This is a genomic window from Nocardia jinanensis (genome assembly GCF_014645735.1).
GTDB classification, from domain to species: Bacteria; Actinomycetota; Actinomycetes; order Mycobacteriales; family Mycobacteriaceae; genus Nocardia; species Nocardia jinanensis.
In genome coordinates, this window is sequence record NZ_BMMH01000001.1 from 901337 (window position 1) to 916196 (window position 14860).

The 14860-nt window shown below is 68.8% G+C and carries 13 protein-coding genes; 3 read left to right on the plus strand and 10 right to left on the minus strand.

What is annotated here, in order from left to right:
* The first annotated feature begins 27 nt into the window (after positions 1-27).
* Positions 28-882: a helix-turn-helix transcriptional regulator gene (locus tag IEY68_RS04205; RefSeq protein ID WP_062996276.1), complete on the plus strand. Its 855-nt coding sequence runs from the start codon at positions 28-30 to the stop codon at positions 880-882.
* A 122-nt stretch (positions 883-1004) separates the two neighbouring features.
* Here the strand turns inward: IEY68_RS04205 and trmD are convergent, their stop codons facing one another.
* From trmD to rpsP, 4 genes are read right to left on the minus strand one after another with little or no spacing between them, the layout of a single operon-like run.
* Positions 1005-1691: a tRNA (guanosine(37)-N1)-methyltransferase TrmD gene (gene trmD / locus IEY68_RS04210; RefSeq protein WP_062996309.1), complete on the minus strand. Its 687-nt coding sequence runs from the start codon at positions 1689-1691 to the stop codon at positions 1005-1007.
* A gap of 13 nt (positions 1692-1704) precedes the next feature.
* The gene (rimM, locus tag IEY68_RS04215) at positions 1705-2229 is read right to left on the minus strand and encodes a ribosome maturation factor RimM (RefSeq protein ID WP_062996279.1); all 525 of its coding nucleotides are present in this window, start codon (positions 2227-2229) and stop codon (positions 1705-1707) included.
* On the minus strand, positions 2230-2472 hold the full coding sequence (locus IEY68_RS04220) for an RNA-binding protein (RefSeq protein WP_030521790.1): 243 nt from the start codon (positions 2470-2472) through the stop codon (positions 2230-2232).
* Positions 2472-2915, minus strand: coding sequence for a 30S ribosomal protein S16 (gene rpsP, locus IEY68_RS04225; protein ID WP_062996281.1), 444 nt, complete (start codon positions 2913-2915; stop codon positions 2472-2474). The genes IEY68_RS04220 and rpsP overlap by 1 nt, the downstream gene beginning before the upstream one ends.
* A 564-nt stretch (positions 2916-3479) precedes the next feature.
* Between rpsP and IEY68_RS04230 the strand changes: the two genes are divergently transcribed.
* On the plus strand, positions 3480-5360 hold the full coding sequence (locus IEY68_RS04230; RefSeq protein ID WP_229718586.1) for a vWA domain-containing protein: 1881 nt from the start codon (positions 3480-3482) through the stop codon (positions 5358-5360).
* A 185-nt stretch (positions 5361-5545) separates the two neighbouring features.
* On the opposite strand, the gene ffh is transcribed toward IEY68_RS04230, so the two are convergent.
* From ffh to ftsY, 6 genes are all read right to left on the minus strand, one after another.
* A complete protein-coding gene (gene ffh, locus IEY68_RS04235; RefSeq protein ID WP_062996283.1) occupies positions 5546-7111 on the minus strand; it encodes a signal recognition particle protein in 1566 nt (521 codons plus the stop codon).
* A gap of 489 nt (positions 7112-7600) precedes the next feature.
* Positions 7601-7939: a hypothetical protein gene (locus IEY68_RS04240; RefSeq protein WP_063916168.1), complete on the minus strand. Its 339-nt coding sequence runs from the start codon at positions 7937-7939 to the stop codon at positions 7601-7603.
* 126 nt (positions 7940-8065) lie between these two features.
* Complete coding sequence (locus tag IEY68_RS04245) at positions 8066-10537, minus strand: [protein-PII] uridylyltransferase (RefSeq protein ID WP_444543813.1); 2472 nt, start codon at positions 10535-10537, stop codon at positions 8066-8068.
* A gap of 98 nt (positions 10538-10635) precedes the next feature.
* Positions 10636-10974 (minus strand): P-II family nitrogen regulator, encoded by a 339-nt coding sequence (locus tag IEY68_RS04250; protein WP_030521796.1) that lies wholly within the window; start codon positions 10972-10974, stop codon positions 10636-10638.
* A 5-nt stretch (positions 10975-10979) separates the two neighbouring features.
* Positions 10980-12269: an ammonium transporter gene (locus tag IEY68_RS04255; RefSeq protein WP_308434946.1), complete on the minus strand. Its 1290-nt coding sequence runs from the start codon at positions 12267-12269 to the stop codon at positions 10980-10982.
* A gap of 237 nt (positions 12270-12506) precedes the next feature.
* Entirely contained in the window at positions 12507-14093 is a 1587-nt protein-coding gene (gene ftsY, locus IEY68_RS04260) for a signal recognition particle-docking protein FtsY (protein WP_229718587.1), read from the minus strand.
* Between the two features lie 167 nt (positions 14094-14260).
* Between ftsY and IEY68_RS04265 the strand changes: the two genes are divergently transcribed.
* A complete protein-coding gene (locus tag IEY68_RS04265) occupies positions 14261-14650 on the plus strand; it encodes a DUF2237 family protein (RefSeq protein ID WP_030521801.1) in 390 nt (129 codons plus the stop codon).
* The last annotated feature ends 210 nt before the right edge of the window (positions 14651-14860 follow it).

Here is a 14860-nt window from a genome sequence, read left to right on the forward strand (position 1 = left end):
ACTACCCCCGAAAAGGGGTGACATTCGATGCCCACTCCCCCGTCGCTTTTACGCCCCCGCGACAGTGACGCGTTACGCGCCGAGATCCGCCGGCTGGCGAGTGTCGCCGGTGTCCCGGTGCTGTTCGGCGGCGAAGTCGATGCCGATACGCTGCGGCTGACCGAGTTCTCCGGCGTGCGGACCAACGGACTGCGCGGGCTGTCGGTGACCCGGGCCTCCGGGCTGGGTGGCCAGGTCGTGGATTCACGACAGCCGGCATCGGTTTCCGACTACCGCAGCGCACTCTCGATCACGCATCACTACGACGGGCCGGTGCTCGGCGAGGGGATCCGGTCGGTCGTCGCGGTCCCCGTGGTGGTGTCCGGTCGTTCGCGCGCCGTGCTGTACGCCGCGACTCGGGGCGCCGGCCCCATCGGCGACCGCACTGCCGACGCCTTGGTACAAGGCGGGCGCCGGCTCGCCGCGGAGATCGGCGTCCGCGACGAGGTGGACCGGCGGCTGCGCCTACTGGAAGTCGCCGCGCCCTCCCCTGCCCCCGGTGGTTTGGTGGCCGAGGAGTTGTGTGCCGTCCAGGCCGAACTGCGCGCCATCGCGGACGCGGCCGGTGACGAGCGGATGCGGGACAGATTGCGCGAGGTGGGCGAACGGCTGAATCGCGCACTGGCCGGCGATCCCGTTCCCGGAACGCCCCGGCTCGCGCGGCGCGAAATCGACGTACTGCTGCAGGTCGCGTTGGGCTGTTCCAATCAGGAGACCGCACAGCGGCTTTCGCTGGGACCCGAGACGGTCAAGAGCTATCTGCGCAGCGCGATGCACAAACTCGACGCGCACTCGCGGCACGAAGCCGTGGCCGCCGCCCGCCGCCTCGGCGCGATCCCCTGACTCCGGTACCGGATCCCGGCGGTCGGTGACCGTGGTGCCGGAGCGGCCCGGCGGGCGCTGCTGCTGGACCCGGCGGGTCGCCCGTTCCGTATCACCACCGTGACGCCCCGGAGTAGCGCGCGTCAGTCGGTATCGGGCAGCAGATCCGGCCGCCGTTCGCGGGTGCGGATCAGGGATTGTTCCCGCCGCCAGGCTGCGATCCGGGCGTGATCGCCGGAGAGCAGGGTCGGGGGGACCTCGAGCCCACGCCAGTTCACCGGGCGGGTGTAGCTGGGCCCTTCGAGCAACCCGTCGGAGAACGAATCCTGTTCGTGTGACTGCTGGTTGCCGAGGACACCGGGGATCAATCGGACGACGGCCTCGGTCATCACGAGCACGGCGGCCTCGCCGCCTATCAGTACGTAGTCACCGATGCTGACCTCTTCGACGCGCGCCCGGCGCGACGCGTCGTCGAATACGCGCTGATCGATACCCTCGTAGCGGCCGCAGGCGAACACCAGATGCTCTTCCCCGGCCCACCGCTGCGCGGTCTCCTGGGTGAACGGCACACCGGCCGGAGTGGGAACCACGAGCAGGGCGTCGTCCGGGCACACTTCGTCGAGCGCGTCGCCCCAGACCACGGGTTTCATCACCATCCCGGGTCCGCCCCCGTAGGGCGAATCGTCGACGGATTTGTGTACATCGTGGGTCCAGCGCCGCAGATCGTGGACGTCCACCGAGATAACGCCCTTGTCGATGGCTTTGCCCAGCAACGCGGTGCGCAGCGGGTCCAGGTACTCCGGGAAGATGGTGACCACGTCGATCCTCATGACGCCGGCCACCTCATTCCGGATCCAGCAAACCTTCGGGCGGGTCGATCACGACCAGACGGTCGGCGATCGAAACCGTGGGCACCATGGCAGTGACGAAGGGGATGAGGATTTCCCGGCCGTCCGTGGCGGCACGGACCGAGAGCAGTTCACCGGCCGCCGAATGCAACACATCGGTGACGGTGCCGACCGCGGTCCCGTCGGTGAGCTGCACCCGCAGCCCCTCGAGTTCGTGGTCGTAGAACTCGTCCGGATCCTCCGACGGCCCGAGGTGCTCGCTGTCCACCAGGAACAGCGTGCCGCGCAGCGCGTCGGCGGCACTCCGGTCGGTCACCCCCGCCAGTTGCACGAGGAGCCGGCCCGAATGCTCCCGGGCCGACTCCACGGTGTAATCGCGGACCTCGGTCGAACGGGCAGCACGCCCGCGCAAGACCGACCCGGGCGCGAAACGCGCCTCCGGTTCGTCCGTGCGTACATCGACGACCAGTTCGCCCCGCACACCGTGCGAGCGGGCGACCCGGCCCACGACGAGTTCCATCTACTGGTCGGTATCGACCACGTCGACCCGGATACCCCGGCCACCGATTCCGGCGACGAGGGTACGCAGGGCGGTCGCGGTGCGCCCGCCCCGGCCGATGACCTTGCCCAGATCGTCGGGATGGACATGCACCTCGACGGTGCGCCCGCGCCGACCGGTGATCAGCTCGACACGGACGTCATCGGGATTGGCGACGATACCGCGAACCAGATGTTCCACGGCATCGGCGACGACGACGCTCATTACTCGGCGGCCTCAGTGGATTCGGTCGCCTCGGCGGCGTCCTCTTCCTTGTCCTTCTTGGCCTTCTTCTTGGGGGTCACGGCCTCGGCGGTCGGCTCGTTGTCGGCGGCGGCCAGCGCGGCGTTGAACAGGTCCAGCTTGGACGGCTTGGGCTCGGCGACCCGCAGGGTGCCCTCGGTGCCCGGCAGGCCCTTGAACTTCTGCCAGTCGCCGGTGATCTCCAGGAGCCGCTGCACCGGTTCGGTCGGCTGCGCGCCGACACCCAGCCAGTACAGCGCCCGCTCCGAGTTGATCTCGATCAGCGAGGGCTCTTCCTTGGGGTGGTACTTGCCGATGGACTCGATGGCCCGGCCGTCACGACGGGTGCGGGCGTCCGCGACGACGACGCGGTACTGCGGGTTGCGGATCTTGCCCATACGGGTGAGTTTGATGCGAACAGCCATCTGCTGATCTGCCTTTCATAGTGGTCACGGCGCAATTCAGCGACTCACGCGGTATCGCGAGCCCGGTTTTGCGAAGAAGTGTGTGACCGCCGCGCGGTACGTGACCGGAGACGGGCTGACACTGTCCATACGGACGGTCGATCATTCTGCCAGACACCTCGACCGGACCTGTAATCGCCTCGGCTCACCGAGTTCGCGGATCGCCGCTGCCGGGCGTGTCGTCCCGTCAGCGGATATTCGCACAGTCCGCAACCGGTCCGTCCGAGTGGCGTCCGGGGCCGCGTCCGGACGGAGTGCGCCGACCGTGTCCTGGCAGCGGGTGGTCGGCTACGTCCGGACGTGTCCGACGGGGCCGGGCGGGGCCGGGCGGGGCCGGGCGGGGCCGGGCGGGGCCGGGCGAATGGACCCGGCGTCGGCAAACCCGGGCGGGGTGGCATCGTCGACCGCTCCGGTGTTCCGGCGCCGGGCGGCCGGGGATCGGATGGCGCCCACTCGACCTCCGGCGTAGGGTCCGCTCGATCGTGCCCATTCGAGTGGGACAGCAGTGAATGGGAGGACCACCGCGTGTCAATTTCGAGCCGGGCCCTGGTAGCCGCAACGGTGGCGGTGATCGGGCTCGTACCGGCCGCCGCCCCCGCGCTCGCGCAGCAATCTCCGCAACAGGGCATCGAGTACGCCCCGACGATGCTGGTACTGGACGCGTCGGGCTCGATGCTGGCGCCCGACCCCAGCGGCGGCACCAAGATGGACGCGGCCAAGAACGCGGTCCGCAGTTTCGTCGCCGCGGCACCGAGCGCGGCGGAGGTCGGGCTCACGGTGTACGGGACGTCCACCGGGTCCTCGGATGCGGAACAGGCCGCAGGCTGCCAGGACGTCGCGGTGCTACAGCCTGCCGGAACAATCGACAAGCCGGCATTGACGGCGGCGGCGGACCGGATCGTGCCGCGCGGCTACACCCCGATCGGCACCTCGTTGCGGGCCGCGGCCGCGGCGCTGCCACAGGAAGGGCCGCGCTCGATCGTGCTGGTCTCCGACGGGCAGGACACCTGCGCACCGCCGGACCCGTGCGATGTCGCACGTGAACTCAGTGCGCAGGGCAACGAGATCGTCGTGCACGCGATCGGCTTCGGCGTCGACGATCCCTCCCGGGCGCAGCTGACCTGTATCGCACAGAGCACCGGCGGTACCTACACCGATGCCGTAGACGGTAAAACTCTCGAGCAGGTACTACCCAGGGTCAGCGCCGCCGCCCTACGCACCTATGCCGCGGTCGGCACCCCGATCACGGGTACACCGGGGTACCGGGACGCGCCGGTGGTCACACCCGGGCAGTATCTGGATGTACTGGAACGAAAGAAGCCGCGGTACTACGCGGTGGACGTGCCCGAGGGCGCCACCGCGTACTTCACCGGCACGGTCTCGTTCCCACGGACGAAGGACTCCCTCAGTTCTGTCGACAGGCTCGATCTCCGGGTCTACGGTGCCGACGGCCAGGATTGCCGTACCGAGGAGAAAGAACTGGCCACCCGGTCCGGCGACGGGGTCGCGTTGACGGTCGGCAGCATCTGGAAGGGCGCGGCGGAGCCCGGCGCCGGCGGCCCGGACGCCGATGCCTGCCAGGGCGGTGGCCGCTACTACTTCGCGTTGGAGTGGGGTGCGGCCTCCGACAGTGCGCCGGCGCAACTACCGGTAGAGCTTTCCGTGGGGGTGGAGCCGGCGGTCACCGATCCCGGCCCCGGGGCCGCGCCCGCCGCGGTGGAGTTCACCGCACCCGACGGCCCCACCACGCCGGTCGTCGGCGGCGGCTCGTTCAATGTCGCCGCGGGGCTGCCCGGGACCGGCCGTTACACCGATACCGTGCAGCGCGGCGAATTCGTCTTCTATCGGGTGAAGCTGGATTGGGGTCAGGGACTGGCCTACCGGGTGCGTTTCGGCGAGACCCCGGAACGGGGCAGTGAATACACCTCGAATATCGCCACCACGCTCTACAACCCGTACCGGGCGGAACTCGACTCCGACACCATGGCCTATACCGGCAGCGAACAGCTGCTGCCGTCCCACGACCAAGCGATCGCGACCGCGCCGACCCGGTACCTCAATCGGGAAGCCTCCGATCCCCAAGTCGCCGGCCAAGCCATGGCGGGCTGGTACTACATCGCCGTCAAACTGAGCCCGACGGAAAAGGTCGCGCCGGTACCCATCGAGCTGGAAGTCGATATCACCGGCGAACCGGAGCCCGGGCCGAGTTACGCGGGCACCACCGCGAGCGACGGGACCTTCGGCGGGGATTCCGGGCCCCTGGCCTCCGGGAATTCGAGTGACCAGCCCGACGGCACCGCCGAGGGCATTTCGACGGTCGTCGGTATCGCCGTGGGGATCGTCGCCGTCGTCCTCATCGTCGCTGTGGCCCTGGTCGTATTCGTCACACGTCGCCGCTCACGCTGACCGCACGCCGACGGCGTCCGAACGCCGGCTCCCGCCCTGGGCGGAGCCGGGCTACCCGCCCGATGGGCGGGTAGCCCGGGGCAGCGTTCACATCGTCTGAGCAGGTCGGCCCGGATCTGTGAGCCACACACTGTCCGGGGCGCTCGGTTCGGTCGGCCGATACCGTCGCTCCGAGCGCCGGCGGGTTACTTCTCGGGGAACTTGAACTTCGAGAGGTCGAAGTTCTCCAGACCGGGAGGCAGCTGATCCAGACCGGGAGGCATACCCGAGAGATCCGGCATACCGCCCCCGCCGCCGGGCACACCGGGCATTCCCGGGAAACCACCGCGCATCTTGGGCTGGGTGGGTCCGCGCCCACCTTTCTTGCCCTTCTTGCCCTTCTGCTTCTTGTTGCGGCGGTTGGCACCGGGCATCCCCATCTGCCGGCCCATCATGGCCATCATCTTGCGGGCCTCGAAGAACCGGTCGACCAACTGGTTGACATCGGAGACCTGGACCCCCGACCCGTTGGCGATGCGCAGTCGGCGAGAGGCGTTGATGATCTTCGGATTCTCCCGCTCGGAGGGGGTCATACCGCGGATGATCGCCTGCACTCGATCGAGCTGTTTATCGTCGACCTGGGCGAGCGCATCCTTCATCTGGCCGGCGCCCGGCAGCATCCCCAGCAGGTTCCCGATGGGGCCCATCTTGCGGATGGCCAGCATCTGGTCGAGGAAATCCTCGAGGGTCAGCTCGCCGCTGCCGATCTTGCGCGCCGCCTCCTCGGCCTGCTGCGCGTCGTAGACCTGTTCGGCCTGCTCGATGAGGGTGAGTACATCGCCCATACCGAGAATGCGGCTGGCCATCCGGTCGGGATGGAAGACGTCGAAATCCTCGAGCTTCTCACCCGTGGAGGCGAACATGATCGGGGCACCGGTGACATTGCGCACGCTCAGCGCCGCGCCACCGCGGGCGTCGCCGTCGAGTTTGGTGAGCACCACGCCGGTGAAGCCGACACCGTCGCGGAACGCCTCGGCGGTGGAGACCGCGTCCTGGCCGATCATGGCGTCGAGGACGAACAGGGTCTCGTCCGGGTTCACCGCGTCGCGGATACCGGCCGCCTGCGCCATGAGTTCGGCGTCGATACCGAGCCGACCGGCGGTATCGACGATCACGACGTCGTACTGTTTGGCGCGCGCCTCGGCGATACCGGATTCGGCCACCACGACCGGATCGGCCGCGGTGACACCGAGGGCGTTCTCGCCGCCGCCGATCGAGGTGCCCGGATGCGGCGCGAACACCGGTACGCCGGCGCGTTCACCGACCACCTGCAACTGGGTCACCGCGCCGGGGCGCTGTAGATCGCAGGCCACCAGCAGCGGCTGATGCCCCTGATCACGCAGCCATTTGGCGAGCTTGCCCGCCAGTGTGGTCTTACCGGCACCCTGCAGACCGGCGAGCATGATCACCGTCGGCGGGGTCTTGGCCAGCGTCAGCCGCCGGGTCTCGCCGCCGAGGATCCCGACGAGTTCCTCGTTGACGATCTTGACGACCTGCTGAGCCGGGTTGAGTGCGGCGGAGACCTCCGCGCCCTTGGCCCGTTCCTTGATCCGGCCGATGAAACCGCGGACCACGGGCAGCGCGACGTCGGCCTCCAGCAGCGCCAGGCGGATCTCCCGGCAGGTGGCGTCGATATCGGCCGGCGACAGGCGTCCCTTACCGCGAAGATCCTTCAGGGCACCGGTCAACCGGTCGGATAGGGATTCGAACACCTGGTGCGCTCCTGATCTCGAGTGACGTCACTGAGTCCCAGGGTAATGGGCGTCCCAGAGTAGCTGGCGGCCCGGCGGGGGCGTGGGCCCGCACCGGACTGCTCGCACACATCACCGTAGATCGTCGCCGGAGCAGTCGGCCCGCAATCGGGGCCCACCTCGGATATGGAGCAACAGAGCGAAGCAGCGCAGCGACCGATCGCGCCCGTATGCGGTCGACCGGCCGGCGGTCGGCGACTGTTGAGCAGCCGACCGCGAAGCGGAGCTCGGCGACGCTGAGGTCGCCACGGCACTCACAGAGTCGGCGACCTACCCACGCCGACCGAGCCACTCCTCCGCACAACCTTCCGCCTACTCCGGATGGTTTACCTCAGTGGCGGGGCCCGCCCCGGTTCTGGAGCGACGTAGCGAAGGAGCGCAGCGACTGAGCGAAGGAGTGAAGAACCGGGGTTAATAGGGCCCCGCCCAGCGGCGCCGAAGGCGCCGCCATCAATAGGGCTCCGACCCCGCGACGCCGGAGGCGGCGCCATCGACACTGGAGAACCCGCGGCGGTAGTCGTGCTGTTCCACAGCGACGAGATAGGCGGCCTCGCGGCCGGTGAGGCCGAGTTCGCGGGCCAGCGCGTCCAACCGCGACCAGTCGTCGTCGGGCGGTAGCCCGTTGGTCGCTACAGCGGCGGCCACGGTCATCGCGGCCATCGCTTGGGGTTCGGTGAGTGTGCGCCCCGGCAGCCAGGACACCACCCAGTAGGCGTCACCTACACATCGGGCGATGTGCGGTGTCATATCGCTGGTCATGATCGACGAGGTCACCACTTGGATTGCCACCGACCTGCTCCCCTCATGAGCGCGACAGCTGACCACCCGAATGTTAGGGGCCCGGTCCGGCACCGCCGCCGACATGTTGGCAAACGGTGAGCAATCGACGCGCAACGGTGACCTTCGTCTCGAACGCTAGTTCTGCTCCGGCTCCGGGGGTGTGCGCGGAGCCGGTCGCGGCACCACCGCGAGGATCGCCGATTCGATCTCGGCTCGCCGGTCCGGACCGGTTCGCGCACCCAGGTCCACACAGAAGACGTCCACCACGAACGACCCCATCGTCACAACCTTCGCCCAGCACACATCGGCGCCCGCGGTCGCCAGTACCGCGGCCAGCCGGCAGAGTAGGCCGATCCGGTCCTCGGCCCGTAGCTGCAGGATGAGCCGACCCGGAATCGCGGTCTCGGCCCACAGCAAACGAGGCTCGGCCTGGGCATATCGCGCGGCGCCGAGCGAATCCCGTTCCCGCGCGTCCAGCGTCGCCCGCACATCCAGATCCCCGGCGACGGCCCGTTTGATCTCCTGGCGCAGCAGGCCCGCGTCCGGCGGGCCACCGAAAGTCGGTGTCACCACGAAGGTGTTGACCGCCGACTGCCCCGCCCCGCCGACCGACGCCGACAGCACCCGCAACGAATGCAGTGCCAGTACGCCCGCGGTGTTCGACAGCAGCCCCGGGGTATCCGGGGCGATCACGGTGGCGATATGGGTGTATTTCCCTTCCCCCGGCACCATGTCGACATGCACACCACCGGCGGCCGCGCGGGCCAGCAGTTCCTCCGGGATGGGTTCGGGTTCGGGAAGTTCCTCCCCCGCCATCACCGTGCGGCACCGCCGGACCAGTTCGCCGATCAGCGTGGACTTCCAGTCACCCCATACGCCGGGCCCGGTGGCCAGCGAATCCGCCTCGGCCAGCGCGTGCAGCAGTTCGAGCCGCTGCGGATCGTTGTCGAGCGCGTCGACGACGTACTGCACGGTGCCGGGGTCGTCGATATCGCGGTGCGTGGCCACATCGGGCAACAACAGGTGGTGGCGCACCATGGCGCTCAGGGTGTCCACATCCGAGGGCCACAGCCCCATCCGGCGTCCGATCTGGGTGGCGAGTTCGGCGCCCACCGCGCAGTGGTCCTCGACGCGGCCCTTGCCGATATCGTGCAGCAGCGCACCGAGTGCCAGCAGGTCCGGCCGGGCGACTCGGGTACTCAGAGCGCTGGCATAGGCAACCGTTTCCACCGAATGCCGGTCCACCGTCCAGACGTGCACAGCGTCGCGCGGCGGCAGATCCCGGATCGCCCCCCATTCCGGAAGCAGCCTGCCCCACAGACCGGTCCGGTCCAACGCCTCCACCGCGTCGATCACGCCGCGACCCGCGCCGAGCAGCACCAGCAGATCGTTCGACGCGTCCTTGGGCCACGGTTCGCGCAGTTCCGGAGCGTCCTCGGACAGGCGGTTCAGGGTCGTCGCCGACATCGGCAGCCCGGTCTGGGCGGAGGCCGCGGCGACCCGCAGCACCAGCCCGGGATCGCGCTGGGGCCGGGCATCCCTGGCCAGCACCACTTCTCCGGCGTGCTCGACCACGCCCTCGTCGAGCGGGCGCCGTACCGGCATCCGGCGCAGCCGGGCCAGACCGCGGCGCGGCAGCGCGTTACCCGCGGTGCGCAGCCCCACATCGACCGAATAGCCGACGGTGCGCGCCGCGTCGCTGAGCGTTCGAGCCAGATCGAATCGGTCGCCGATCCGCAGCGCGGCTCCGATCTCGTCGGCGTCCTGGGCGCGCAACTGGTCGCGGGCCCGGCCCGCGACCCGGTGCAGTTCGGTGCGCACATCCAGTAGCCGACGATGAGCTTGTTCCAGACCGCCGCCGGGCGCGTCCGGACCGAGCCCGGGCATGGCATCGGTGAGCTGGGCGATGGCGAGCGCGTCCAGTAGCTGGATATCGCGCAGTCCCCCACGGCCGTTCTTCAGATCCGGTTCACTGCGGTGGGCGACCTGGCCGCTGCGTTCCCACCGGACGCGGACACCGCCGACCAGTTCGTCGAACCGTCCCCGGATCCCGCTGCGCCAGTCCTTGCGGATCCCCGCGCTCACTCGGTCGCTGAGCTCGGAGTTGCCGACGATGTGCCGGGCGTCGAGCATGCCGAGCGCGGCCACCAGATCGTCGGACGCCACCTTCAGCGCATGCGGAACCGTCCGCACACTGTGGTCGAGTTTGATATGCGCGTCCCATAGCGGATACCAGAGCCGATCGGCGATCTCGGCGACCCGTTTCGGATCCATATCCTCGTGCAACAGCACCAGATCCAGATCGGAGTACGGCAGCATTTCGCGGCGGCCGAGGCCGCCGACGGCCATGATCGCCAGCCCGCTGTCCGCTGTGATCCCCACTTCGGCGCCCTTGCTGGTGAGCCAGAGCTCGTACAGATCGACCAGTGCCGCGCGCAGCGATTCGGCATCCAGCCGCGGATGCCGGGGCGCGCCACCTCCCAGCAGTTGATCCCGGGCCCGCACCAGATCGGCGGCGCCGTGCGACAGGGCGGCCGCTGCCGCGGGCCGTCCACCGCCGGCCCGCCCTGGCTCCCGTTCCTGCCGGTTGTCTCCCAACGAAACCACCACCCGTTCACGCAGGCGACCCCGCCCCGACCGGTAACCGGTGGGAGCGGGGCCGCGTCATCGTTTGCACCCGCTGTCGCGCCGAACGCGCAGGGGCCCTATAGCGCGTCGGTGCCGCGTTCCCCGGTCCGGACCCGGACGATCGTCTCGACCGGGGTCACCCAGACCTTGCCGTCGCCGATCTTGCCGGTCCGCGACGCCTCGACGATCAGATCCACGACCCGGTCGACCGTGGCGTCGTCGACCACGACCTCGACCCGGACCTTCGGTACGAAATCGACCGAGTACTCCGCACCGCGGTAGACCTCGGTGTGGCCCTTCTGCCGTCCGTATCCCTGGACCTCACTCACGGTCATACCGAATACGCCCGCCTGTTCCAGGCCGGTCTTGACGTCTTCGAGCGTGAACGGTTTGACGATTGCGGTGATCAGTTTCATGGGGTTCATGCCTCCTTGACGGCCGAACGAGCGGTTCCACCCAGTGCAGCGAAATCGTATGCCGTCTCCGCGTGTTCGGAATCGTCCATACCGTTGGACTCCGCTTCGGCGTCGGCCCGCAGGCCGATCGTGAACTTGATCGCGTACGCGATCACCAGGGCGATCACGAAGGAGTACACGAGAACAGCGACCGCGCCGAGGGCCTGACGGCCCAGCAGCTCGAGGTCACCGCCGTAGAAGAGACCTTCGGCACCGGCGGGCGCCTCGGGCGCGGCGAACAAGCCGATCAGCACCGTGCCGAGGATACCGCCGACCAGGTGGATTCCCACGACGTCGAGCGAATCGTCGTAGCCGAGTTTGAACTTCAGGCTGACCGCCAGCGCGCAGACAGCTCCGGCGATGGCGCCGATGGCCAGGGCACCCAGCACGTTCACCGACGAACAGGACGGTGTGATGGCGACCAGACCGGCGACGATACCCGAGGCCGCACCCAGCGAGGTGGGCTTGCCGTCGCGGATCTTCTCGACCACCAGCCAGGTGATCATCGCGGCGGCGGTCGCGACCAGGGTCGTGATGAAGGTCGCACCAGCGACTCCGTCGGCCGCGGCCGCCGAACCGGCGTTGAAACCGAACCAGCCGAACCACAGCAGTGCGGCGCCCAGCATGACGAAGGGCAGGTTGTGCGGGCGGAAGGGGGTTTTCGGCCAACCCGCGCGCTTACCGACCACGATGGCCAGCGCGAGCGCCGCGGCACCGGAGTTGATGTGGACGGCGGTACCACCGGCGAAGTCGATGGCCTCGACCTTCTCCATGATCCAGCCGCCACCCCAGACCCAGTGCGCGACCGGGAAGTACACCACGGTGGCCCAGATGGCGCTGAACACCAGCCAGGCGCTGAACTTCAGGCGGTCGGCCACCGCACCGGAGATCAGCGCGACGGTGATGATCGCGAACATCGCCTGGAACGCGACGAAAACGGTCGCCGGCAGCGTCCCGATGAGCGGTACGCCCGCCGATTCGTCGCCGAATCCGGCGATCAGGGTCTTCAGGCCGAAGAACTGCCCGGGGTCGCCGACCAGTCCGCCTTTATCGGTGCCGAACGCGACCGAGAAGCCGTACAGCACCCAGAGCACGGTGACCACGGCCATCGCGCTGATGCTCATCATGATCATATTGAGCACGTTCTTCCCACGGACCATACCGCCGTAGAAGAACGCCAGCCCGGGTGTCATCAACAGGACGAGCGCCGCGCTCGTCAGTATCCATGCGGTGTCGCCGGCATTGGGCGTGCCGATCACGGTTTCCACCAGTTTCCTCCCTCATCTTCTGGCCCGCCGCTCGCGCGACATCGGGCCCGCTACTGAAGGGTCCTCATTCGGTGTTTCATCCGTGACGCCCGGGTGTTTCACCTAGGTGAATGGATCGCGCCGCAATGTTTCAGGCATGTTGCGCAGGCTGTGCGGAGGTTTCCGGACCGCTGTGCGACACGCCGGAGCTGCGCGGATCCAGCCGAGGAGCGCACCCGCGAGGGTCTAGCCCAGGAGTGCGTCCACGAAGGCCGACGGTTCGAACGGGGCCAGATCGTCGGCGCCTTCCCCCAGACCCACCAGTTTGACCGGCACCCCGAGTTCGTGCTGGATCTGGAAGACGATTCCGCCCTTGGCGGTACCGTCGAGCTTCGTCAGCACCACACCGCTGATATCGACGACCTCGGCGAAGATACGGGCCTGCGCGAGACCGTTCTGGCCCACGGTGGCATCGAGGACCAGCAGCACCTCGTCCACCGAGGCCTTCTTCTCGACCACTCGTTTGACCTTGCCCAGTTCGTCCATGAGCCCGGTCTTGGTGTGTAATCGGCCCGCGGTATCGATCAGTACGACGTCGACTCCCGCGTCGATTCCGCTGGATACGGCGTCGAACGCGACAGCGGCCGGGTCGGCGCCCTCGCGACCGCGGACGGTTTCCGCGCCGACCCGCTCGCCCCAGGTCTGCAACTGGTCGGCCGCGGCGGCCCGGAAAGTATCCGCGGCGCCGAGCAGCACCCGGCGGCCGTCGGCCACCAGTACCCGGGCGAGCTTGCCTGTGGTGGTCGTCTTGCCGGTGCCGTTCACGCCGACCACCAGCAGGATCGACGGATGGTCGGCATGCGGCAGCGCACGCACCGAACGGTCCAGCTCCGGCCGCAGCGATTCGATCAGCACCTCACGCAGTACCGCCCGCGCGTCGTCGGTGGTGCGCACACTGCGTGCGGCCATCTCCGCGCGCAGCCGTTCCACGATGACGGTGGTGACCGCGGTACCGATATCGGCCAGGACCAGCGTGTCCTCGACCTCTTCCCAGGAAGCCTCGTCCAGGTCGCCGCCGCCGAGCAGCCCCAGCAGACTCTTCCCGACCGCGTTCTGGGACCGGGACAGCCGGCCACGCAGCCGGGTCAGCCGACCGGAGGTCGGTTCGATCTCCTCCACCTCGGGAACCAGATGGGCCCCGGCGGCGGTATCGGGGGCGACCACCGCGGCCTCGGTACCGGCCTCGGCGGGCGCGCCCGCCTGCTCGGGCTGCACAGTTTCAGGGGCGGCGGGAGCGGCGTCCGCATCGACCTCGGCCGACTCCGCGGCCGTCCCGGTCGCCGGGGCCTCGTTCGTGGGCGTCGTCCCGGCCGGCGGCGTCTGCGCCGTTTCCGGCGAGACGGTGCCGGTGTCGGCGGTGGTGGCGGACTCTGTTCCGGCCGCGGCCGGATCGGAATCGACGGTATCGATATCCGGCAGCGGTACGTCTGTGATCCCGCGACGCGGCGCGTCTCGTGGGATGGCCGCGTCGTCGCCGATATGCGGCTGCCCCTCCACATCGGTCCGCTCAGTGGGACTCGGAGCCGACGGCTCCGTGGGAGTCGGTCCCGGCGGTGCGGGGGCGGCGGTGGCGCCCTGCCCGCCCTGGCTGAAGGAGAATCCACCCGCCGCCTGATACCCACCCGAGCGGTCGGTCAGCTCGTCTTTCTCCGCCGACGCCGTCAGCGATACCCGGCCGCGCTTGTACCGGACGAAACCGGCCACGAGCGCGACCAGCAGTACGGCGGCGATCACTGCGATCAGAATCCAGGCTTGCGCACTCACGCCGCCCATCCTTGCAGAGCGCCCTCGAGCGGCAGGTCACCCGGCCCGGCCCGCGCGGCGACCGGCTCCGACAATCGCCGGCCATCCGGCACATCCCCAGCTCAGCCCCGCGAACACGGCCGGTGAGATTTCTTGTCCTGCGGAACTTCTCGCTACAGGCCAATAGGATCGGCGATGTGACCGATCGAAACGTGCTTGGGGGTCCGCTACAAGAGTGCGGCACCGATCCTCTGACCGGCTTCTACCGGGACGGCTGCTGCAGCACCGGCCCGGAGGATCTGGGCAGCCACACCGTGTGCACGGTCGTCACAGCCGAGTTCCTCGAACATCAGGCGTCGATCGGTAATGATCTGAGCACGCCTCGTCCGGAGAACAATTTCCCCGGACTCCAACCGGGGGACAGATGGTGTGTCGTGGCGGTGCGCTGGCTACACGCGCACGAGGACGGTGTCGCCGCACCGGTGGTGCTGGCGGCGACCCATGAGAATGCCCTGGAAGTGATAGCGATGGAGATCCTGCGCAAATACGCGGTCGATGTACCCGACGACGTCAGCGACCTTCTCTGAACCGCACCGGCCGGCCGACGTTCCGGAATCGGCCGTGCCCCGGCGGCCGGTGCGGCCATCGTGCCGCACCGCACCCCTCGCTCCCGTGACGGCTGCGTGAAGGGCCTGCATCGACCAGGGCAACAACCTCTTGGACATGTCCTCCGGCCTCAGTTACTTCAATTGCCGGAAGGTCATGAACGCGCCCGAACCTTGGTTCCTCTGGGTGAA

Coding starts and splice junctions, on each gene's coding strand:
- IEY68_RS04205 (WP_062996276.1), top strand. CDS start 28: ATGCCCACTCCCCCGTCGCTTTTACGCCCCCGCGACAGTGACGCGTTA.
- trmD (WP_062996309.1), bottom strand. CDS start 1,691: ATGAGGATCGACGTGGTCACCATCTTCCCGGAGTACCTGGACCCGCTG.
- rimM (WP_062996279.1), bottom strand. CDS start 2,229: ATGGAACTCGTCGTGGGCCGGGTCGCCCGCTCGCACGGTGTGCGGGGC.
- IEY68_RS04220 (WP_030521790.1), bottom strand. CDS start 2,472: ATGAGCGTCGTCGTCGCCGATGCCGTGGAACATCTGGTTCGCGGTATC.
- rpsP (WP_062996281.1), bottom strand. CDS start 2,915: ATGGCTGTTCGCATCAAACTCACCCGTATGGGCAAGATCCGCAACCCG.
- IEY68_RS04250 (WP_030521796.1), bottom strand. CDS start 10,974: ATGAAACTGATCACCGCAATCGTCAAACCGTTCACGCTCGAAGACGTC.
- ftsY (WP_229718587.1), bottom strand. CDS start 14,093: ATGGGCGGCGTGAGTGCGCAAGCCTGGATTCTGATCGCAGTGATCGCC.